Below are 20,516 nucleotides of genomic sequence, written 5' to 3' on the forward strand. Positions count from 1 at the left end.
CGTGGCCCCGAGATCTCCGCCGGTGGCGGGAAGTCTGTGTCAGCCGGCCAGGCGCTGACGGAGGTCGGCGAGCCGTGCCGACACGCTCGCGTCGATCACGTCGTCGGCGATCTGCACACGCAGTCCGCCGACCACGGTCGGGTCGACGACGGTGTTGAGCGACACCTTCTTGCCGTAGCGCTGCGAGAGCGACGTCGCCAGGCGGTCGACCTGCGCGGTGCTCAGCGGCGCCGCGGCGAAGACCGTGGCGACGGTGCGGCCGCGCTGATCGGCGACGAGGCGGGTCGCCCGCGACAGCAGCTGACGGATGCGACGCTCACGCGGCTGCTGCGCGAGCGATGCCGCGATCAGGGCCGTCGCGGCGCTCGCGCGGCCGTCGAGCAGCGTGTGCACGAGCGTCGCCTTGGCCGACGCGTCTCCGAGCCGGCTGCCCAGGGCGAGCTCGAGCTCGGAGTTCTCGGCCACCGTGCGGGAGAAGCGGAACAGCTCCTCCTCGACGTCGGCGGTCGGCTCGGCCACGGCGGCCGCGCGGACGGCGAGCTCTTCGATGCCGTCGACGAGGTCGGATGCCCGCGACCAGCGCTGCTCGACCGCGGTCGTCAGCAGCGAGACCGTCGCCGGCGCGAACGACGGACCGAAGACGGCGGTGACGACCTGGCGGCGAGCATCGACGGGCGCTGCGGAGTCGGCGAGCGCGCCGCTCAGCTGCGACGAGTCGCCCACGGCGCGCGCCGCGGCGAAGAGCTCGCCGGCCACGTCGAGGTCGACGCCCGACGCGGCGTCGAGCGCCTTCGTCGTCGCCGCCAGTGCCTGAGTGGTCGCGCTGCCCATTACTTCGACGCCTTCTCTGCCTCGGATGCCTCGAGCTCGGCCAGGAAGCGGTCGACGACGGCCTGAGCCTTCTTGTCGTCGGACAGCGCCTCGCCGATCACGCCGCCGGCGAGGTCGAGGGCGAGCGTGCCCACCTCGCTGCGCAGCGACACGAGCGCGGTCTGGCGCTCGGCCTCGATCTGGGAGTGAGCCGTCGCGGTCAGACGGGCGGCCTCTGCCGTGGCGGAGTCCTTCGCCTCTGCGACGATCTTCTTGCCGTCCTCACGGGCGGCGTCGCGGATCTCACCGGCTTCCTTGCGGGCGTCGGCGAGCTGCGCGGTGTACTCCTCGAGCGCCGCCTCGGCCTTGCGCTGGGCCTCGTCGGCCTTCGCGATGTTCCCCTCGATCGCCGCAGAGCGCTCGTCGAGCAGCTTCTTCATCCGAGGAAGGGCGACCTTCCAGAAGATGAAGAGGATGACGATGAAGCACACCGACGACCAGATGATGTCGTACCACGCGGGGATGAGAGGGTTGTGCGCCTCCGCACCCTCTTCCGCGGCGTACGCGACAAGAGCGTTCAGCATCCTGTCTCCTTAGTAGAGGTCGGTTGGATCACGCGTAGCCGAAGATGAAGCCGGTCGCGATGCCGATGAAGGCGAGCGCCTCGGTGAAGGCGATACCGATCCACATGAGCACCTGCAGACGACCGGCGAGCTCGGGCTGGCGAGCCACACCCTCGATCGTCTTGCCGACGACGATGCCCACACCGATGGCGGGGCCGATCGCGGCGAGGCCGTAGCCGACGGTGGCGATGGAACCGGTGACCTCGGCGAGAACCGTAGTTGCGTCCACGGGGGTTTTTCCTTTCGGTTGTGGGCGGCCCTGCGTTGTTCAGGTGCAGGGACGTCCCGTATCAGTGCTCTTCGGCGACCGCGAGCTGGATGTAGACCGCGGTCAGAAGGGCGAAGACGTAGGCCTGGAGGACAGCCACCAGGATCTCGAACAGGGTGAAGATGAAGCCGAACGCGAGGCTGCCGGCGCCGAGGATCGACCACCAGCCGCCCATCTCGAAGATGAAGAACTGCGTGGCGGCGAAGAACAGCACCAGGAGGAGGTGGCCGACCATCATGTTCATCAGGAGTCGCAGCGTCAGCGTGACGGGCCGGATGATGAACGTCGAGATGAGCTCGATCGGCGTGACGATGACGTAGATGGGCCACGGCACACCCGACGGGAACAGCGAGTTCTTGAAGAAGTTCTTCGGGCTCTTCTTGATGCCGGCGTAGATGAACGTCACGTAGCTGACGATCGCGAGCGTCAGCGGCACCGCGATGGTGCTCGTGCCGGCGATGTTCAGGAACGGGATGATGCCCGTGATGTTCATGAACAGGATCATGAAGAACATCGTCGTGAGGATCGGAAGGAAGCGCTGGGCGTCCTTCTTGCCGAGCAGGTCCTCGCCGATGTTCACCCGGACGAAGTCCAGGCCCATCTCGACGAGGCTCTGGAAGCGGCCGGGAACGACGCGCATGCGCCGGGTGCCGAGCCAGAAGATCACCACGACGGCGACCGTCGCGAGGAACTGGATCAGGTGGATCCGGGTGACCGGAACACCTGCGAGATTGAAGAGGATCTCCGGGAAGAACTCATCGATCGAAGGTCCGTGGAACTCCGGCGGAGCGTCCGCGGCAATGGGGGCGATCAGGGTCGCAGCATGAGTAAACAGCGCTGGCTCCAGCTTCGGGGCAACCGGTCAGGAACCGTTGCGACGATGGTCGATGAGCGTCACTCCGCGAGTGCTCGCTGGGCGAGCGGGCGGGCGCATAGAGAGCCTATCAAACTCGCGGGGCTCCCGATTCCGCTTCAGGCGCGCCGGGCCGATCGTCGGTGCGATCCCCCGCGTCGGGATCGGTCGGCAGCGCGATGTCGCTCACATGGGGCACGCGCATGCGCAGCAGGACCACGACGTCGACCGCAAGCGACGCGAGGATGCTGGCGACGACGGCGACGAAGAAGACCGCGGGATCGAGCCACGGCTGGCCCCGCAGCACGATCAGGATCACGAAGAACACGATGAACTTCAGGATCCAGCCGCCGAGCACGATCGCGAAGAAGACCGGCACGTACAGCGGATCGCCGTACCAGCGGTTGGCGATGAGGATGCTGATCACCGTGATCCCGAGGAATGCGGCCGCGACCAGCACGCCGAGCAGTGCGCTCCAGAGGCCGGTCGTGCCGGCGACGAGGAATCCGACCAGTCCGCCCACGACGGCGAGGACCGCGGTGACGATGCCCGCCCACACCAGCACGGTGCGGAGGATGGGGGTGCTCGAAACGGGGTTGGGGGTCATGCGGCGTCCTCCAGGACGGGCTCGGGGGCGGATGCGGGGGTGTGCCGCCGCGACGGCAGAAGCGTCACCACGAGGCACGCGGCGGCGCCGACGACGCCGAACGCGACACCGAGGAGATAGTCCCCGGGCCAGCCTTCGGACGTGCCGATGTACATGAGGAGGACGGCGAGGCTCACGATCGCCGTCCAGGCGTAGAAGATGATGACCGCGTCGCGGTCGGAGTGGCCCATGTCGAGCATCCGATGGTGCAGGTGCTTGCGATCGGGAGAGAACGGCGACTTGCCCTTGCTCATGCGTCGCACGACCGCGAGGCCGAAGTCGAGCAGCGGCAGCAGCACGACCACGACCGGCAGCAGGATCGGGATGAACGCGCCGAGCAGCTGGGAGCGCCCGAACTCGTCGTTGTCGCCGACCATCGCCGGGGTGATGTTGCCGGTGATCGCGATCGCCGAGCACGCCATCAGGAGGCCGAGCATGAGAGCCCCGGAGTCGCCCATGAACAGCTTGGCGGGACTCCAGTTGAGCGGGAGGAAGCCGATGCAGGTGCCGATGAGCACGGCCGCGATGAACGACGCGAGGTTGAAGAAGGTGCTCGCGCCGAGATCGCGCACCAGCATGTACGAGTAGGCGAAGAACACCGCGTTGGCGATGAGGCACACGCCCGCGACGAGCCCGTCGAGCCCGTCGATGAAGTTCACGGCGTTCATCACGATGACGATCGAGAAGACCGTGAGGGTGAAGCTCATCCAGCTCGACCCGATCGCGATGCCGCCGATGGGGAGCGAATAGATCTGGAGCTCGCCGAACCACGCGATGATCCCCGCGGCGAGGAACTGGGCGCCCAGCTTGATCATCCAGTCGAGATCCCAGATGTCGTCGGCGACGCCGATCAGGACGATGAGGAACGTCGCGCCGAGGATCGCCCACACCTGGGCGGGATTGTTCCAGATCGTCGCGAAGAACGGATGCTGCGACGACACCACGAATGCGGCGGCCACGCCGAGGAACATGGCGATGCCGCCGAGGCGCGGAGTCGGCGTCTTGTGGACGTCGCGCTCGCGGATGCCGGGGTACAGCTTGTACTTGAGACTCAGCCGCCAGACCGTCCACGAGAGCGCGAACGTGATCGCCGCCGTGAAGAGGATCGTGAAGACGTACTGCTTCACGGGCTCGCCGGGTGGTCGGGCTCGGGCTCGAGCAGGTCGCCGAGCACCTCGCGGAGCTGCTCGCGGCTGACCGCGCCCTCGCGCAGCACCCGCACGAGCGCCTCCTGGCCCCCGACGAGGCTCGTCGCGTCGACGATGGTCGACGCGACGCCCGTCGAGGACGGGCCGTCGCCGAGGTAGACGGCGACGCTGTCGCCCAGCATCCCCTCGGCGTCCTCCGGCGTGACGGCCGCGGACCGGCCGGTGAGGTTGGCGCTGGACACCGCGAGGGGTCCGGTCTCCTCCAGCAACTCGAGGGCGATCCGGTGCGCCGGCATGCGCACGGCGACCGTTCCCTGGGTGTCGCCGAGGTCCCACGACAGCGAGGGCTGCGAGGGGAGCACGATGGTGAGGCCGCCGGGCCAGAACGCCTCGACGAGGCGCTCGACCGGCTCGGGCACCTCGGCGACGAGGGCGCGCAGCGTCGCGATCCCCGCGACGAGCACCGGCGGCGGCATCTGGCGGGTGCGGCCCTTGGCGTCGAGGAGTCGCTGGACCGCGTTCGCGCTGAACGCGTCGGCGGCGACGCCGTAGACGGTGTCGGTGGGGAGGACGACCAGCTCGCCGCGGCCGATGGCCTGGCGCGCCTGACGCATGCCGGAGAGCAGCTGCGCCTCATCGCGGCAATCGAAGATGGGGGACATGTCGCGCACAGTCTAGTTGCGCGCTCTTGGACGGACGCTCCGAACGGCGGTCAGGGACGCAGCGCGGTGGTGGCGCGGTCGCGCATCGTGAGATCCGGGTGGGTGGATGCCGCACGCCAGCCGTCGGCGGCCAGGATCGCGCGGATCGCCTCCCCCTGCCACTCGCCGTGCTCGATGACGATCGTGCCGCCCGGATGGGCCAGTCGCAGCCCGACGCCGCTCAGGACGCGGACGACGTTGAGGCCGTCCTCTCCCCCGTACAGCGCGGCGGGAGGATCGAACAGTCGCACTTCGGGATCGCGCGGGATCGCGGCATCCGGAACGTACGGCGGGTTGGAGGCGACGACCGACACGGTGCCGTCGAGCTCGGGGAAGGCGTGCTCGAGGTCGATGAACGCGAGCCGGGCGTTGTCGGCGCCGATCCGCGCGAAGTTCTCCTTCGTCCACACGAACGCGTCGACGGAGTTCTCCGCGGCGAACACCCGAGCGTGCGGAACCTCGGTCGCCATCGCCAGCGCGATCGCGCCGCTTCCGGTGCCGAGGTCCACAGCGATCGGGGACGGGGATGCCGCGGCCGCGAGCGCATCGATCGCCAGCTGCGCGACCATCTCGGTCTCGGGCCTGGGCACGAACACCCCCGGTCCGACGCGAAGCTCGAGGTGGCGGAACGGGGCGGAGCCGGTGATGTGCTGCAGCGGCTCGCGCGTCGCACGACGTGCGACCAGCGCATCGAGACGGGCCGCGGATGCCGGGTCGACGGCGTCGCCGCGCACCGCGGCCGCCTGCACTCCCCCGCGCCCGGTGCCGAGCACGAAGGCGGCCAGAAGCTCGGCGTCGACGTCGGGATCGGGCACGCCGGCCTCGGCGAGGCGCGCGACGGCATGCCGCAGGACGGCGGCGACGGTGGGGGGATGTTCGGGTGAAGCCATGGGCTCGTCCAGCCTAAGCCCGGCTTAGGTTACCGGCCCGTGGCGGGGCCCTCGTCATACAAGGACTCACGTCCATTTCGCCCCCCTAGGCTGGTGCCCACCCGCCAGACCTCCGCTGAAAGGCCCGAAATGACCGGCATCCACCCCGACATCACCTCCGCCTTCGGGAACACCCCGCTGGTGCGCCTCAACCGCATCGCGGAGGGCCTCGGCGGGAATGTGCTCGCGAAGCTCGAGTTCTACAACCCGGCCTCGAGCGTCAAGGACCGCCTCGGCATCGCCATCGTCGACGCGGCCGAGGCATCCGGCCAGCTCCAGCCCGGCGGCACGATCGTCGAGGCCACGAGCGGCAACACCGGCATCGCCCTCGCCATGGTCGGCGCGGCACGCGGCTACCGCGTCGTGCTGGCGATGCCCTCGTCGATGTCGATCGAGCGCCGGCTGCTGCTCAAGGGCTACGGCGCCGAACTGGTGCTCACCGATCCCGCCGGCGGGATGAAGGGCGCTGTGGCCAAGGCCGAGGAGCTCGTCGCCGAGATCCCCGGCGCCGTGCTCGCGAAGCAGTTCGAGAACGAGGCCAACCCGGCGATCCACCGCAAGACCACCGCCGAGGAGATCCTCCGCGACACCGACGGCGCCGTCGACTACTTCGTGGCCGGCATCGGCACCGGCGGCACCATCACCGGCGTCGGCCAGGTGCTCAAGGAGCGCGTCCCCGGCGCGAAGGTCGTCGCCGTCGAGCCGGCCGACTCGCCCCTCCTCACCAAGGGCACGCCCGGCCCTCACAAGATCCAGGGCATCGGCCCGAACTTCGTCCCCGCGATCCTCGACCAGGGTGTCATCGACGAGGTCTTCGACGTCGAGTTCTCCGACGCGATCGACACCGCCCGCGCCGTGGGCGTGAAGGACGGCATCCTCGTCGGAATCTCGTCGGGCGCCGCGATCTGGGCGGCGCTGCAGATCGCCGCGCGGCCCGAAGCCGAGGGCAAGAACATCGTCGTGATCATCCCCTCGTTCGGCGAGCGGTACCTCTCGACGGCGCTGTACGAGAACCTGCGAGAGGATTGAGCCAGACCGCTCCAGAAAGGCGACCCGTGCCAGGGATCCACTCCGACATCACGACCGCATTCGGCGAGACTCCGCTGGTGAGGCTCAACGCCCTCACCGACGGCCTCGGCGGTGAGGTGCTCGCCAAGCTCGAGTTCTACAACCCGGGCTCCAGCGTCAAGGACCGGCTGGGCTACGCCCTCGTGAACGCGGCGGAGGCATCGGGAGAGCTGAAGCCGGGCGGCACGATCGTCGAGTCGACGAGCGGCAACACCGGCATCGCCCTCGCCCTCATCGGCGCCGCACGCGGCTACAAGGTGATCCTCACGATGCCGGCGTCGATGTCGAAGGAGCGACGGACGCTCCTGAAGGCCTACGGCGCCGAACTCGTGCTCACCGATCCCTACAAGGGGATGACGGAGGCCGTCGACGCGGCGCAGCGGATCGTCGCCGAGACCCCGGGCGCCGTGCTCGCACGGCAGTTCGAGCACGAGGCCAACGCCGAGATCCACCGCCGCACCACGGCCGAGGAGATCTGGCGCGACACGGACGGCCGGGTCGACTACTTCGTCGCGGGCTCGGGCACCGGCGGCACCATCACCGGCGTCGGCCAGGTGCTCAAGCAGCGCAATCCCGACGTGAAGATCGCGATCGTCGAGCCCAAGGACTCCCCCCTGCTCTCGGAGGGCCGTGCCGGCGGGCACCGCATCCAGGGCATCGGGCCGAACTTCGTGCCCGACGTGCTCGACCGGTCGGTGATCGACGAGATCTTCGACGTCGAGTTCGACGACGCGATCCGGGTCGCGCGCGACCTCGCCACCCGCGAGGGGATCCTCGGCGGGATGTCGGCGGGCGCGGCGGTGTGGGCGGCTCTCGAGATCGCGGCACGCCCCGAGGCCGCGGGCAAGCGGATCGTCGTGATCATCCCCGACTCCGGCGAGCGATACCTGTCGACGGCCCTGTACGAGCACCTGCGCGAGCCCGAGAAGGCGGCCTCGTGAGCGAGCGGATCGGGTTCGTGGCGCGCGTGCGCGAAGACGTCACGGCCGCGCGGCTGCGTGACCCCGCCGCGCGCAGCGGCGCCGAGATCGCGCTCCTGTATCCCGGTCTGCACGCGATCTGGGCCCACCGCGTGTGGCACGCCCTCTGGGTGCGGAGGGTGCGCTTCGTCGCCCGCGCGGGCTCTCAGATCACGCGCTGGCTCACCGGGATCGAGATCCACCCCGGCGCCACCATCGGCCGCCGGTTCTTCATCGACCACGGCATGGGCGTCGTGATCGGCGAGACCGCCGAGGTCGGAGACGACGTCATGCTGTACCACGGGGTGACCCTCGGCGGTCGTCAGCGCGAGGGCGGGAAGCGGCATCCCACCCTCGAAGACGGTGTCGCGGTCGGGGCCGGCGCCAAGATCCTCGGACCGGTCACGATCGGCGCGGGCTCCGTCGTCGGCGCGAACGCCGTGGTGACGAAGGATGCCCCGGCCGACAGCGTCCTCGTCGGGGTGCCGGCCAAGCCGCGTCAGCGCCGTCAGGGCGAGGACACCCGGTCGATCCTGACGACGCCCGAGTACCACATCTGAGTCATCGCCCGCGGCGGTCGTCGACCTTCCTCTTGATGAAGATCGGGGGCAGCAGCCAGCTCGCCAGCGCGGTCACGAGCCACACGATGAGCGTGCCGATGATCCACGCCACAGGGCCGTCGATCCCGATTCCGGCCGCAGGGATGAGCACGGCGATCAGCAGGGCGACGAACGTCGACAGCAGGCCGATGCCTCCGATGAGCGCATTGGCGTGCCGGGCGGTCACCTTGAGGAGCCACGGCGCGAGCACGCTCTGCAGGACGGCGAAGATCACGACGGCGAGCACGATGCCCCACCAGTCGTCCCAGTGGAGGGAGAACCCCGGCAGGATCAGGTCGGCGACGATGAGGCCGAGCGCTGCGGAGACGACGAAGATCGCCGCGCGGATGAGGAACGTGAGCACGAGCAGAGCCTAGCGCCGAGGGATTCCGCCTCGCTCACGCCGCGCGCGCGAGGAGGTCGGCGAGCAGCGCCTTCACGAGTTCCGGCTTCTCATGCGGGAGCGCGTGGCCGGCGTCGTCGACGACCACCACCGTGGCGCGCGGCCACGATTCGGCCTCGGCCACCTGGGCCCGGTACCCGATGAGGCTGTCGCGGCGCCCGAGCACGACCAGCGTGGGGACGCCGTCGGCCGCGTCGGGGATCCCGAAGTCCGCGGACTCCATGATCCGTCCGACGATGTCGCCGTCATAGACATCCAGCGACGGCGCGACACCGCTGCGGAACCGACGAACCGTCTCCGCGGTGTGCCAGACGAAGTAGCCCTCGAACTCGGCGCGCCGGCGCGGGTCCAACGCGTCGATGGCGCCCGCCTCGACCGCCACGACTCCCCCGGGCTCGGCGATCGGCTCGGCAGGCAGCGGGCAGAGGAGCGCGACCGCGCTCACCTGCGACGCCCGGCGCGCCGCGACGGCGCGCGCGAGGAATCCCCCGAGAGAGTGCCCGAGCAGCACGAACGGGCGTCCGCCGAACTCCGCGTCGACGAGCTCGCACAGCAGGTCGACGACCTGCTCGGCAGACTCGACGGACGTCCCGATGCTCTCGCCCATGCCGGGCAGGTCGGGTGTCCATCGTTCGAACGCCGGCGCGTCGGGGAGCACCAGCTCGAGGATCGCCTCGATCTCGCCGCGGGACGAGTAGCCGCCGTGCAGCGCGAGGAGCGGCATCCCTTCCCCTTCGCGGCCGACGTGCAGCGCGGCGCCGTCGGCGGCGGTGAAGACGTACGAGGCCACAGGCATCCTTCCGACCCGACGACGGTAGAGGATGTCGCGCGGCGGCGCCAGACCCGGTCCGGGTCAGTCCTCGGAGCCGAGTGCGGCCAGCTGCGCCTCTTCGTCGGCCTCGATGGCGGAAGCGACGATCGGCTCGAGCGCGCCGTCCATCACCTGGTCGAGGTTGTAAGCCTTGTAACCGGTGCGATGATCGGCGATGCGGTTCTCGGGGAAGTTGTAGGTGCGGATGCGCTCGGAGCGGTCCATGCCGCGGATCTGCGACTTGCGGGCATCGGATGCCGCGGCATCGCGCTCCTCCTGCTGGCGCGCGAGGAGGCGCGCGCGCAGGACGCGCATGCCGGCCTCGCGGTTCTGCAGCTGCGACTTCTCGTTCTGCATCGACACCACGATGCCCGTCGGCAGGTGGGTGATGCGCACCGCCGAGTCCGTGGTGTTCACCGACTGGCCGCCCGGTCCCGAGGAGCGGAACACGTCGATCTTCAGGTCGTTCTGGCTGATCTCGACCTCGTCGGGCTCGTCGACCTCCGGGAAGACGAGCACGCCCGTCGTCGAGGTGTGGATGCGCCCTTGCGACTCGGTCGCCGGCACCCGCTGCACGCGGTGCACCCCGCCCTCGTACTTCAGGTGCGCCCACACGCCCTGCGCGGGGTCGGTGCTGGAGCCCTTGATCGCGACCTGGACGTCCTTGTAGCCGCCGAGATCGGACTCGTTGCGCTCGAGGAGCTCGGTCTTCCAGCCCTTCGACGCCGCGTACTGCAGGTACATCCGCAGGAGGTCCGCGGCGAAGAGGGCGCTCTCGGCGCCGCCCTCGCCCTGCTTGATCTCCATGATCACGTCGCGCGCGTCATCCGGATCCCGAGGGATCAGCAGACGCCGCAGCCGCTCCTGGGCGGCGGCGAGCTCGTCCTCCATCGCGGGGACTTCCGCCGCGATGGCGTCGTCCTCGCGGGCGAGCTCGCGCGCCGCTTCCAGATCATCGGATGCCGCGACCCAGTCCTCGTGCGCCTTGACGATGCGCGAGAGCTCGGCGTAGCGACGGTTGACCCGCTTGGCGCGTCCCGCATCGGCATGCACGGCGGGGTCGGAGAGCTCCTCCTGGACCGCTCGGTGCTCCTCGATCAGCGCCTTGACGGAATCGAACACGCAGGTTCCTTCCGAGGCTCAGCGGATGCTGTTGTCGTCCGCGTGGCTGCGTCCGCCGTGACCGGTCGTGGGAGCCGGGATCGACTTCTGCATCTGCACGAGGAACTCGACGTTGGACTGCGTCTCCTTGAGCTTGCCGAGCACGACCTCGAGGGCCTGCTGCGGGTCGAGACCCGCGAGCGCGCGACGGAGCTTCCAGGTGATCTTGACCTCGTCGGTCGAGAGCAGCATCTCTTCGCGACGCGTGCTCGACGCGTTGACGTCGACGGCCGGGAAGATGCGCTTGTCGGCGAGCTGGCGCGACAGACGCAGCTCGCTGTTGCCGGTGCCCTTGAACTCCTCGAAGATGACCTCGTCCATCTTGGAGCCGGTCTCGACGAGCGCGGTCGCGAGGATCGTGAGCGATCCGCCGTTCTCGATGTTGCGCGCGGCACCGAAGAAGCGCTTCGGCGGGTACAGCGCCGAAGCATCGACGCCACCGGTGAGCACGCGGCCCGAGGTGGGCGCCGAGATGTTGTAGGCGCGGCCGAGACGGGTGATCGAGTCGAGCAGCACGACGACGTCGCGGCCGAGCTCCACCAGGCGCTTGGCGCGCTCGATGGCGAGCTCGGCGACGGTGGTGTGGTCTTCGGCGGGACGGTCGAAGGTCGAGGCGATGACCTCGCCCTTCACCGTGCGCTGCATGTCGGTGACCTCTTCGGGGCGCTCGTCGACGAGCACGACCATGAGGTGGACCTCGGGGTTGTTCGTCGCGATGGCGTTGGCGATCTGCTGCAGCACGATCGTCTTGCCGGCCTTGGGCGGCGCGACGATGAGGCCGCGCTGGCCCTTGCCGATCGGGGCGACGAGGTCGATGATCCGCTGGGTCAGCTTCTCGGGCGCCGTCTCCAGGCGCAGACGCTCCTGCGGGTAGAGCGGCGTCAGCTTGCCGAACTCGACGCGGGTCGCGGCATCCTCGACCGACAGGCCGTTGATCGCGTCGACCTTGACGAGCGCGTTGTACTTCTGGCGGCTCGACTGCTCTCCCTCGCGGGGCTGCTTGATCGAGCCGACCACGGCGTCGCCCTTGCGCAGGTTGTACTTCTTGACCTGGCCGAGCGAGACGTAGACGTCGCTCGTGCCGGGCAGGTAGCCCGAGGTGCGGACGAAGGCGTAGTTGTCGAGCACGTCGAGGATGCCGGCGATCGGGATGAGGACGTCGTCCTCGCCGATCTCGGTGTCGAACTCGTCGCCGGTCTGGGTGGCGCCGCGACGCTTGTTGCGCTGGCGGCCGCGACCCGCACCCTGGCCCTGGTCGTCGTCCGAATCGGAGGCGGGGGCGTTGTCCTTCGGGGCGCTCTGCGCCTGGGCGTTCTGCGCCTGGCCGCTCTGGCCGTTCTGGCCGCCCTGGCCGTTCTGGCCGCCCTGGCCGTTCTGGCCGCCCTGATTGCGGTTGCGGCTGCGGCTGCGGCTGCGGCTGCGGCTGCGCGACGGGGTCTCGTCGCCGCTCTGCTCGGCGGCATCGCCGGCCTCACCCTCGGGCGCTGCGGTCTCGCTGTCGGCGGCGGCGGCCTGCGCGTCGTCGGCGGGCGTCTCGTCGGCGGCCGGCGCGGTCGCCTCGGCGGGCTCGGCCGTCTCCGCAGCGACCTCGGTCGCCTCGGCGGCGGGCTCGGTGGCCTCGGCGGGCTCGCTCGCCTCGGCGGCGGGCTCGGACTGCTCGGCGGGCGCCTCGACGACGGGCTCGGGCGTGACGGCGTCGGCCGTCTTGGCACGGCGCGGCGCGCGCTTGCGCGGCGCCTTGACCGGCGCGGCGGGCTCTTCGACCGGTGCCTCGGCGGCGGCTTCCGGCTCGGCGGCCGGAGCCTCGGACGCGGCCGGGGCCTCGACCGGGGCGTCAGCCGTGGCGGTGGTCTCGACGCTCTCGACGACCTCGGGCGCTTCCGCGCGCTCGTCGGCCGATGCGTCGGTCTGGATCTCGGAGATGGACTCCACGAGTTCTCCCTTGTCAAACGAATGGAATTGCACGACCGCACGGGACGCGCTGCTCAGCAGGCGTCTGCCCGACCCTTCGACGAACTCAAGGACCTTCGATGGGCTCGAGAACCGCGATGGCGCTCAAAGCCCGTCAGCAGGAAATGGGGGGTCGTGCGGGGTTTCGCAGATTGCGAACGGAGGCCAGATTCACGACTTACGTGGAACCCTCCGCGTACTCCCTCACTGTACCACCCTTGAAGTCGACGGCGAGCATGAGAGCCTCCCACGGGGTGTCGGTCACCGAACCCGCCAGGGCCGCGGCCTCGAGCCGGCGACCGGGCCCGTCGGCGAGCACGAGCACGCTCGGTCCCGCGCCCGACACGACCGCGGCGAACCCCTCGCCGCGCAGCGCGCGGACGAGTCGGTCGGTCTCGGGCATGGCGCTCGCGCGGTAGTTCTGATGCAGCTTGTCCTCGGTCGCCGCCTGCAGCAGCTCAGGGCTCTGAGTGAGCGCGGCGATGAGGAGAGCAGAGCGCGACACGTTGAACACGGCGTCCTCGCGGGGCACCTGCAGGGGCTGCAGGCTGCGGGCGACCTCGGTCGACATGGTGAACTCCGGCACGAACACCAGCGGCGAGACGCCGCGGTGCACGAGCAGCTTCTTGTGCTGCGGTCCCTGCTCATCGACCCACGCGATGGTGAGGCCGCCGAACAGGGCCGGCGCGACGTTGTCGGGGTGTCCTTCGAGCTCGGTCGCAAGGCGCAGCAGGGTGTCGTGGCCGAACTCGACATCGCCCTCGAGAAGCCCCTTGGCCGCGAGGATGCCCGACACGACCGCCGCGCCGGACGAGCCCAGGCCACGGCCGTGCGGGATCACGTTGTGCGCGTGCAGCCGGAGCCCCGGCATACGCCGCCCGACCGACTCGTATGCGTACGCGATCGCGCGGACGACGAGGTGCGACGCGTCGCGCGGCACGTCGGCCGCGCCCTGCCCCGACACGACGATCTCGAGCTCGCCCTCGGGGAGGGCGGTGACGTCGAGCTCGTCGTACACGCTCAGCGCGAGGCCGAGCGTGTCGAAGCCGGGACCGAGGTTCGCGCTCGTCGCGGGCACTCGGACAACGACACGACGCCCCGGGGCCGGGGCGACGCCTGCATTCACGCGGGCGTCTCCACGCGGGCGAGATGCAGGACGGATGCCACTTCCGACGTCGTCGCGTCGACCACGGTCGGCTCGACCTGGCTGCCGTCGGCGTTGCGGAGGGCCCACTGCGGGTCCTTCAGGCCGTGACCGGTGACCGTCAGCACGACGCGCGAACCGGGGGTCACGACGCCGGCCTCGACGCGGTCGAGGAGCCCGGCGACGCTGATCGCCGACGCGGGCTCGACGAAGATGCCGACCTCGGCGGCCAGCAGCTTCTGCGCTGCGAGGATGCGCGTGTCGTCGATGGCGCCGAAGTAGCCGTCGGTGGCGTCCCGCGCCTCGAGCGCGAGATCCCACGACGCGGGGTTGCCGATCCGGATGGCACTGGCGACCGTCTCGGGGTTCTTCACGACCTCGCCCCGCACGAGCGGAGCCGAGCCCTCGGCCTGGAAGCCGAACATGCGCGGGACTCGCGTGGAGACGCCGCGCTCGACCTCCTCGCGGTAGCCGCGGGAGTAGGCCGTGTAGTTGCCGGCGTTGCCGACCGGGATGAAGTGGAAGTCGGGGCCGTCGCCGAGCGTCTCGACGACCTCGTACGCGGCGGTCTTCTGACCGTCGATTCGATCGGGGTTCACCGAGTTCACGAGGTGCACGGGGTAGTTGTCCGCGAGCTCGCGGGCGATCTCGAGGCAGTCGTCGAAATTGCCGCGGATCTGGATGAGCTGCCCGTTGTGCGCCACCGCCTGGCTGAGCTTGCCCATCGCGATCTTGCCCTCGGGGACGAGCACGGCCGCGGTGATCCCGGCATGCGCCGCATACGCGGCCGCCGAGGCCGACGTGTTGCCGGTGGATGCGCAGATGACGGCCTTCGCGCCGTGCTCGATCGCACGCGATACGGCGACGGTCATGCCGCGGTCCTTGAACGACCCGGTCGGGTTCATTCCCTCGTACTTCACCCAGACGTCGGCACCGGTGCGTCGCGACAGCGACGGGGCCGGCAGCAGCGGCGTGCCGCCCTCGCCGAGGGTGACGACGGTCGAGGCATCCGTGACGCCCAGACGATCCGCGTACTCGCGCAGGACTCCCTGCCAGACATGTGCCATCTCAGTCTCCTTCCACACGCAGAACCGAGACGACGCGCTCGACGACGCCGCTCGCGGCGAGACGGTCGACCGTCTCGCTGAGGTCCTGCTCCAAAGCCTTGTGAGTGCCGATCACGAGCCGCGCGACGCCGGGCGCGCCGTTCGACTCCTGAACGACGGTCTGCTCGACGGTCGCGATCGACACGCGGCCCTCGCTCAGCGTGCCCGCGACCGTCGCCAGCACGCCCGGCTGATCGTCGACCTCGAGCGTGATCTGGTAGCGCGTCGTGACGCGTCCGACCGGGACGATCGGCAGGTTGGCCAACGTGGACTCGCCCACGCCGACGCCACCCGCGATGTGACGGCGCGCCGCCGAGACGACGTCGCCCAGCACGGCGGAGGCGGTCTGCACGCCGCCGGCGCCCGCGCCGTAGAACATGAGGTTGCCCGCGGCCTCGGCCTGCACGAAGACGGCGTTGTTGGCCCCGTGCACGCTCGCCAGAGGGTGGGACCGGTCGATCAGGGCCGGGTAGACACGGACCGAGATCGCCTCGCCGGACTCGTCGTTCAGCCGCTCGCACACGGCGAGGAGCTTGATGACGTAGCCGGCGTGGCGCGCGGCATCCATCATCGACTTGTCGATCGCGGTGATGCCCTCGCGGTGGACGGACTCGAGGGGGACCGTCGTGTGGAAGGCGAGGCTCGCGAGGATCGCCGCCTTCTGCGCGGCGTCGTAGCCCTCGACGTCGGCGGTGGGGTCGGCCTCGGCGTAGCCGAGCCGCTGGGCGTCGCCGAGCACGTCGAGGAACTCGGCGCCCTCGGTGTCCATGCGGTCGAGGATGTAGTTCGTCGTCCCGTTGACGATCCCCATGATGCGCTGCACGCGGTCGCCGGCGAGCGAATCGCGCAGCGGCCGGATGATCGGGATCGCCCCGGCCGCGGCTGCCTCGTAGTACACCTCGGCGCCGACCTGATCGGCTGCGTCGAAGATCTCGGGGCCGTACGTCGCCAGCAGCGCCTTGTTCGCCGTGACGACGTCCGCGCCCGAGTTGATCGCCTGCAGCAGATAGCTGCGCGCCGGCTCGATGCCGCCCATGAGCTCGATGACGATGTCGGCGCCCACGATGAGCGACTCGGCGTCGGTCGTCAGCAGCTCGCGAGGGAGCTCGACGTCGCGGGGCGCGTCGAGGTCGCGCACGGCGATCCCGACGAGCTCGAGGCGCGCTCCTGCGCGGTCGGCGAGTTCGTCCGCGTGCTGCCGGAGCAGTGCGGCGACCTGGGAGCCGACGGCGCCGGCGCCGAGAAGCGCGACGCGGAGGCGGCGGTAGTCGGTCATGCGATCCCTTCCGTGGTGGTTCGGGTGAGGCCGGCGTCGCGCACGAGCAGGTCGTCGATCGACTCGCCGCGCACGATGATCCGCGCCTCTCCCCCGCGCAGCGCCACGACCGGCGGGCGGGGGACGTAGTTGTAGTTGCTCGCGAGCGAGAAGCAGTACGCCCCGGTCGCGGGCACGGCCAGCAGGTCGCCGGGCGCGACGTCGCCGGGGAGGTACTCGGCGTCGACGACCACGTCGCCGGACTCGCAGTGCTTTCCGACCACCCGGACGAGCGCCGGCGCCGCCGTGCTCGCGCGGGACGCGATCCGCGCCGAGAACTCGGCGCCGTAGAGCGCGGGACGCGCGTTGTCGCTCATGCCGCCGTCGACGCTGACGTACAGGCGCTGCGCGCCGCCGTCGACCTCGACCGGCTTGGTCGTGCCGACCTCGTACAGTGTCACCCCGGCACGGCCGACGATGGCCCGGCCGGGCTCGAACGCCAGGTTCGGCATCGGGATGCCGCGCACGGAGCACTGGCGGGCGACGGCCTCGGCGATGCCGACGGCGAGCTGCTCGATCGGCGTCGGATCGTCGACAGAGGTATAGGCGATGCCGAAACCGCCCCCGAGGTTGAGGACGGGCATCTCCCCTCCCTCGCGAAGCTCGGCGTGGAGCTCGACGATGCGCGACGCCGACTCCTCGAACCCGGCGGTGCCGAAGATCTGCGAGCCGATGTGGCAATGGAGGCCCACGAACTCGAGGCCGTCGAGCTCGCGGATACGAGCGACGGCGGCCGGGGCATCCGTGAGCGTGAAGCCGAACTTCTGGTCTTCGTGCGCCGTCGCGAGGAAGTCGTGCGTCTCGGCATGGACTCCGCTGTTCACCCGCAGCAGAACGGACTGGCGCACACCACGACGGCCGACGATCGCGGCGAGGCGCTCGATCTCGATGAGGCTGTCGATGACGATCGAGCCGACGCCGGCCGAGACTGCGGCCTCGAGCTCGGCGACGCTCTTGTTGTTGCCGTGGAAGCCGAGCCGCGCGGGGTCGGCGCCGGCCGCCAGCGCGAGAGCGAGCTCGCCGCCGGTGCAGACGTCGACGGCGAGACCCTCGTCGGTCACCCAGCGGACCACCTCGGAGCTGAGGAACGCCTTGCCCGCGTAGTAGACGCGCGCCTGCACGCCGTGGAGCGCGGCCGCGGCACGGAAGGCGTCGAGCGTGCGCCGCGCCGTGGCGCGCACCTCGTCTTCGTCGAGGACCCACAGCGGCGTGCCGAAGCGGTCGGCGAGATCGGTCGCGGCGATGCCGCCGAGGCGGAGCGCGCCGTCGTCGTCGCGCACCGCGTTGGCCGGCCACACGAGCGGAGCGAGCGCGTTGGCGTCGTCCGGCTCGACGAGCCATGCCGGTGCCAGGGTGCGGGACTGCGAAGGGGCGGACACGGGGAGGACCAATCGGTTCGAGCTTCGGCGCTGGGCCGCCCGGACGACCGGATCGGCGCGAATGCCGCGGCCGGAGAGTTCACGCGCCGGGCGGTCCTTGCAGTCTAGGGCACAGCCCATGCCGCCTCCGTGATGTGTGACGGCGGGCGAAATGCGTCAGCCGCAGGTGCCGTTCGCCTGGAGCGCGGGGTCGTTCACGATCGCGCCGTCCACGTCGGCATCCGCGACCAGCACGTCGCCGTCCACGCGCACATCCGTCATCGTCACGCCGGCGGGGATGTACTGCGCGAGGCACACGGTCCAGTCGCGCACCACCACGTCGGCGAGCGCGCCGAACTGCTGCGAGAGCTGCCCGGCGTCGATCTGGGCGCCCGCGAGCTCGAACGACGTCGGCGTGAGCACGATATCGCCGTCCGTCACCGATGGAGTCATGGAGACCCCGACGGGGAACCCCACGCCGAAGACCTGAAGCTCGGTCGCCATCGTGACGTCGGGCTCGGCGAGGCCGACCGACTCGGCGGGGAATCCGTCGATCGTCGAAAGGAGCCCCTGGAGCTGGGCCTCGTCGAGCGTGACCGTCGCGGTGGCACCGCCCATGTCGGCGCCTTCGCGGATCGGCACATCGGTCGCCGTGATCGTCACGTCTCCCTCGAACGCACCGACGGGCACGTCGTCGGACGACACGGTCACCTCGGTCAGGCTCCCGCCGATGAGCTGCGGGATCATCATCCCCGCAACCTCGACGTCGACCTCGTGGTCGGCCGGCAGCGACAGCCGCTCGCTGACCTCGCCCTCGATCGTGCGCGAGACGAGGTCGCGGGCGATGGCCTCGGCGGCGAACCAGGCGACGATCGCCAGGACCACGACGATGGCGAAGGCGACCAGCCACGGCCACCACCGGCGCTTGGGCGCCTGGGTGTGCTCCCAGTCGGGCAGCTGCTGTGTGGCCTGGTCGTCAGCACTCACGGCTACATCCGCTCCGGCGCGCTCACGCCCAGCAGGTCGAGCCCGTTGCGCAGCACTTGACCGGTGGCGTCGTTCAGCCACAGGCGGGTGCGGTGCACCGCCTCGACGGGCTCGTCGCCGAGCGGGATCACCCGGCAATTGTCGTACCAGCGGTGGTAAAGGCCCGCGAGCTCCTCGAGGTACCGGGCGACGCGGTGGGGCTCGCGCACCTCGGCGGCGAACGCGACCGTTCGCGGGAACTCCTGCAGCGCCCCGAGGAGCGCCGACTCGGTCTCGTGCACGAGGAGCTCGGGCGCGAACTCGGAGCGGTCGACACCGGATGCCGCGGCGTTTCGCCCGACGTTGTGCGTGCGGGCGTGCGCGTACTGCACGTAGAAGACCGGGTTGTCGTTGGTGCGCTTCTGCAGGACGTCGAGATCGACGTCGAGGTTCGAGTCCGCGGAACTGCGCACGAGCGCGTAGCGAGCGGCATCGACGCCGACGATCTCGACGAGATCCTCGAGCGTGACGACGGTCCCGGCGCGCTTGGACATGCGCATCGGCTGGCCGTCCTTCACGAGGTTCACCATCTGCCCGATGAGGATCTGCAGGTTGACGCCCGGCTCGTCGCCGAACGCGGCGCACATCGCCATCATGCGCTGCACGTAGCCGTGGTGGTCGGCGCCGAGCATGATGATGCAGCGATTGAAGCCGCGCTCGCGCTTGTCGAGGTAGTACGCGAGGTCGCCCGAGATGTACGCCGGCGTGCCGTTCGATCGGATGACCACGCGATCGCGATCGTCGCCGAATGTCGTCGAGCGCAGCCACACCGCGCCCTCGTCCTCGAAGATGTGACCCTGCTCGCGGAGGCGATCGACGGCCCGCGCGACGGCGCCCGACTCGTGCAGGTCGTTCTCGTGGAAGTAGACGTCGAAGTCGACGCCGAAGTCGTGGAGGCTCTTCTTGATCTCGTCGAACATGAAGCCCACGCCGAGCGAGCGGAACGCCTCCTGCTTGGCGTCGGCGTCGAGGGCGTCGATGTCGCCGTCGTAGGCGAGCGCGACCCGTCGTGCGATGTCGACGATGTAGCCGCCGCCGTAGCCGTCCTCGGGCGTCGGCTCACCCGCGTGCGCGGCGACGAGGCTGCGCGCGAACCGGTCGATCTGGGCGCCGTGGTCGTTGAAGTAGTACTCGCGCGTGACCTGCGCGCCCTGCGCCGAGAGGATGCGGGCGAGCGAGTCACCCACGGCGGCCCACCGGGTGCCGCCGAGATGGATCGGTCCGGTCGGGTTCGCCGAGACGAACTCGAGGTTGATGATCTCGTCGCTTCGGGTGTCGTTGGTGCCGAACGCGACGCCGGCGTCGACGATCGTCTTCGCGAGTGCGCCGGCGGCGGCGGCATCGAGCCGGATGTTGATGAAGCCGGGACCGGCGACCTCCACGCTCGCAACGCCGTCGATGGACTCGAGACCGGCGGCGATCTCGCCGGCGAACTCGCGCGGGTTCGCACCGACCACCTTGGCGAGCTTGAGGGCGGCGTTGGACGCCCAGTCGCCGTGATCGCGGTTCTTCGGTCGGTCGAGCGGCAGGTCGGCAGCCGTCAGGCCATCGCCCGCACCGGGGCGTCGCGCCTCGGCGAGAGGGGCGACGACGGCGAGCAGAGCGGCGGAGAGGGCTTCGGGATTCATAACCGCACCA

The 20,516-nt window shown here is 70.3% G+C and carries 21 protein-coding genes; 3 read left to right on the forward strand and 18 right to left on the reverse strand.

Going from position 1 to position 20,516, the window contains the following annotated elements; genetic code table 11:
- Nucleotides 1-39: 39 nt before the first annotated feature.
- The 8 genes from EER34_RS00850 to prmC form a co-directional block, all read right to left on the reverse strand.
- Complete coding sequence (locus EER34_RS00850) at nucleotides 40-831, reverse strand: F0F1 ATP synthase subunit delta (protein WP_127472701.1); 792 nt, start codon at nucleotides 829-831, stop codon at nucleotides 40-42.
- Nucleotides 831-1,394 carry a F0F1 ATP synthase subunit B gene (locus EER34_RS00855; protein ID WP_127472702.1) on the reverse strand — a complete coding sequence of 188 codons (564 nt, stop codon included), beginning with the start codon at nucleotides 1,392-1,394 and terminating at the stop codon, nucleotides 831-833. Before EER34_RS00855 ends, EER34_RS00850 begins: the two co-directional genes overlap by 1 nt.
- A 28-nt stretch (nucleotides 1,395-1,422) precedes the next feature.
- Nucleotides 1,423-1,662: an ATP synthase F0 subunit C gene (gene atpE, locus EER34_RS00860; RefSeq protein WP_056121278.1), complete on the reverse strand. Its 240-nt coding sequence runs from the start codon at nucleotides 1,660-1,662 to the stop codon at nucleotides 1,423-1,425.
- Between the two features lie 61 nt (nucleotides 1,663-1,723).
- Nucleotides 1,724-2,515: a F0F1 ATP synthase subunit A gene (atpB, locus tag EER34_RS00865; RefSeq protein ID WP_205791465.1), complete on the reverse strand. Its 792-nt coding sequence runs from the start codon at nucleotides 2,513-2,515 to the stop codon at nucleotides 1,724-1,726.
- A gap of 130 nt (nucleotides 2,516-2,645) precedes the next feature.
- The gene (locus EER34_RS00870) at nucleotides 2,646-3,161 is read right to left on the reverse strand and encodes a Cg1360 family ATP-synthase-associated protein (RefSeq protein ID WP_127472704.1); all 516 of its coding nucleotides are present in this window, start codon (nucleotides 3,159-3,161) and stop codon (nucleotides 2,646-2,648) included.
- Nucleotides 3,158-4,327, reverse strand: a complete 1,170-nt coding sequence (locus EER34_RS00875) for an MraY family glycosyltransferase (protein ID WP_127472705.1) — start codon at nucleotides 4,325-4,327, stop codon at nucleotides 3,158-3,160. The genes EER34_RS00870 and EER34_RS00875 overlap by 4 nt, the downstream gene beginning before the upstream one ends.
- On the reverse strand, nucleotides 4,324-5,010 hold the full coding sequence (locus tag EER34_RS00880; RefSeq protein ID WP_127472706.1) for an L-threonylcarbamoyladenylate synthase: 687 nt from the start codon (nucleotides 5,008-5,010) through the stop codon (nucleotides 4,324-4,326). Before EER34_RS00880 ends, EER34_RS00875 begins: the two co-directional genes overlap by 4 nt.
- Nucleotides 5,011-5,060: 50 nt before the next feature.
- Nucleotides 5,061-5,939 carry a peptide chain release factor N(5)-glutamine methyltransferase gene (prmC, locus tag EER34_RS00885; RefSeq protein WP_127472707.1) on the reverse strand — a complete coding sequence of 293 codons (879 nt, stop codon included), beginning with the start codon at nucleotides 5,937-5,939 and terminating at the stop codon, nucleotides 5,061-5,063.
- 129 nt (nucleotides 5,940-6,068) lie between these two features.
- Here prmC and cysK (EER34_RS00890) point away from each other — a divergent pair, with 129 nt between their 5' ends.
- Genes cysK (EER34_RS00890) through epsC form a run of 3 tightly spaced genes read left to right on the forward strand, consistent with a single transcriptional unit; the run spans nucleotide 6,069 to nucleotide 8,565 of the window.
- Nucleotides 6,069-7,007, forward strand: coding sequence for a cysteine synthase A (gene cysK, locus EER34_RS00890; RefSeq protein WP_127472708.1), 939 nt, complete (start codon nucleotides 6,069-6,071; stop codon nucleotides 7,005-7,007).
- A 26-nt stretch (nucleotides 7,008-7,033) separates the two neighbouring features.
- Complete coding sequence (gene cysK, locus EER34_RS00895) at nucleotides 7,034-7,987, forward strand: cysteine synthase A (protein WP_127472709.1); 954 nt, start codon at nucleotides 7,034-7,036, stop codon at nucleotides 7,985-7,987.
- 8 nt (nucleotides 7,988-7,995) lie between these two features.
- Entirely contained in the window at nucleotides 7,996-8,565 is a 570-nt protein-coding gene (epsC, locus tag EER34_RS00900) for a serine O-acetyltransferase EpsC (RefSeq protein ID WP_127474219.1), read from the forward strand.
- Nucleotide 8,566: 1 nt separating this feature from the next.
- Here epsC and EER34_RS00905 read toward each other — a convergent pair whose 3' ends face one another.
- From EER34_RS00905 to argS, 10 genes are all read right to left on the reverse strand, one after another.
- Nucleotides 8,567-8,968 carry a phage holin family protein gene (locus tag EER34_RS00905; RefSeq protein WP_127472710.1) on the reverse strand — a complete coding sequence of 134 codons (402 nt, stop codon included), beginning with the start codon at nucleotides 8,966-8,968 and terminating at the stop codon, nucleotides 8,567-8,569.
- A 34-nt stretch (nucleotides 8,969-9,002) separates the two neighbouring features.
- Nucleotides 9,003-9,797: an alpha/beta fold hydrolase gene (locus EER34_RS00910; RefSeq protein WP_164743410.1), complete on the reverse strand. Its 795-nt coding sequence runs from the start codon at nucleotides 9,795-9,797 to the stop codon at nucleotides 9,003-9,005.
- Nucleotides 9,798-9,860: 63 nt separating this feature from the next.
- Nucleotides 9,861-10,940, reverse strand: coding sequence for a peptide chain release factor 1 (gene prfA / locus EER34_RS00915; RefSeq protein ID WP_127472712.1), 1,080 nt, complete (start codon nucleotides 10,938-10,940; stop codon nucleotides 9,861-9,863).
- Nucleotides 10,941-10,958: 18 nt separating this feature from the next.
- The gene (gene rho / locus EER34_RS00920) at nucleotides 10,959-12,911 is read right to left on the reverse strand and encodes a transcription termination factor Rho (protein ID WP_240642057.1); all 1,953 of its coding nucleotides are present in this window, start codon (nucleotides 12,909-12,911) and stop codon (nucleotides 10,959-10,961) included.
- 196 nt (nucleotides 12,912-13,107) lie between these two features.
- Nucleotides 13,108-14,055: a homoserine kinase gene (thrB, locus tag EER34_RS00925; RefSeq protein ID WP_127472713.1), complete on the reverse strand. Its 948-nt coding sequence runs from the start codon at nucleotides 14,053-14,055 to the stop codon at nucleotides 13,108-13,110.
- Complete coding sequence (thrC, locus tag EER34_RS00930) at nucleotides 14,052-15,140, reverse strand: threonine synthase (RefSeq protein WP_127472714.1); 1,089 nt, start codon at nucleotides 15,138-15,140, stop codon at nucleotides 14,052-14,054. Before thrC ends, thrB begins: the two co-directional genes overlap by 4 nt.
- A gap of 1 nt (nucleotide 15,141) precedes the next feature.
- Nucleotides 15,142-16,455, reverse strand: coding sequence for a homoserine dehydrogenase (locus EER34_RS00935; protein WP_127472715.1), 1,314 nt, complete (start codon nucleotides 16,453-16,455; stop codon nucleotides 15,142-15,144).
- Nucleotides 16,452-17,873 carry a diaminopimelate decarboxylase gene (lysA, locus tag EER34_RS00940; protein WP_127472716.1) on the reverse strand — a complete coding sequence of 474 codons (1,422 nt, stop codon included), beginning with the start codon at nucleotides 17,871-17,873 and terminating at the stop codon, nucleotides 16,452-16,454. Before lysA ends, EER34_RS00935 begins: the two co-directional genes overlap by 4 nt.
- 156 nt (nucleotides 17,874-18,029) lie before the next feature.
- On the reverse strand, nucleotides 18,030-18,839 hold the full coding sequence (locus EER34_RS00945) for an LmeA family phospholipid-binding protein (protein ID WP_127472717.1): 810 nt from the start codon (nucleotides 18,837-18,839) through the stop codon (nucleotides 18,030-18,032).
- Between the two features lie 2 nt (nucleotides 18,840-18,841).
- On the reverse strand, nucleotides 18,842-20,506 hold the full coding sequence (gene argS, locus EER34_RS00950; protein ID WP_127472718.1) for an arginine--tRNA ligase: 1,665 nt from the start codon (nucleotides 20,504-20,506) through the stop codon (nucleotides 18,842-18,844).
- Between the last annotated feature and the right edge of the window lie 10 nt (nucleotides 20,507-20,516).

Origin of the sequence: Microbacterium sulfonylureivorans, from assembly GCF_003999995.1 — a bacterium.
In the GTDB taxonomy this organism is placed as follows: domain Bacteria; phylum Actinomycetota; class Actinomycetes; order Actinomycetales; family Microbacteriaceae; genus Microbacterium; species Microbacterium sulfonylureivorans.

What these genes read in the sequence shown, in the direction of transcription:
- EER34_RS00850 (WP_127472701.1), bottom strand. Translation starts at nt 831, where the DNA reads ATGGGCAGCGCGACCACTCAGGCACTGGCGGCGACGACGAAGGCGCTC.
- cysK (WP_127472708.1), top strand. Translation starts at nt 6,069, where the DNA reads ATGACCGGCATCCACCCCGACATCACCTCCGCCTTCGGGAACACCCCG.
- EER34_RS00880 (WP_127472706.1), bottom strand. Translation starts at nt 5,010, where the DNA reads ATGTCCCCCATCTTCGATTGCCGCGATGAGGCGCAGCTGCTCTCCGGC.
- EER34_RS00935 (WP_127472715.1), bottom strand. Translation starts at nt 16,455, where the DNA reads ATGACCGACTACCGCCGCCTCCGCGTCGCGCTTCTCGGCGCCGGCGCC.
- argS (WP_127472718.1), bottom strand. Translation starts at nt 20,506, where the DNA reads ATGAATCCCGAAGCCCTCTCCGCCGCTCTGCTCGCCGTCGTCGCCCCT.
- EER34_RS00855 (WP_127472702.1), bottom strand. Translation starts at nt 1,394, where the DNA reads ATGCTGAACGCTCTTGTCGCGTACGCCGCGGAAGAGGGTGCGGAGGCG.
- thrC (WP_127472714.1), bottom strand. Translation starts at nt 15,140, where the DNA reads ATGGCACATGTCTGGCAGGGAGTCCTGCGCGAGTACGCGGATCGTCTG.
- prmC (WP_127472707.1), bottom strand. Translation starts at nt 5,939, where the DNA reads ATGGCTTCACCCGAACATCCCCCCACCGTCGCCGCCGTCCTGCGGCAT.
- EER34_RS00870 (WP_127472704.1), bottom strand. Translation starts at nt 3,161, where the DNA reads ATGACCCCCAACCCCGTTTCGAGCACCCCCATCCTCCGCACCGTGCTG.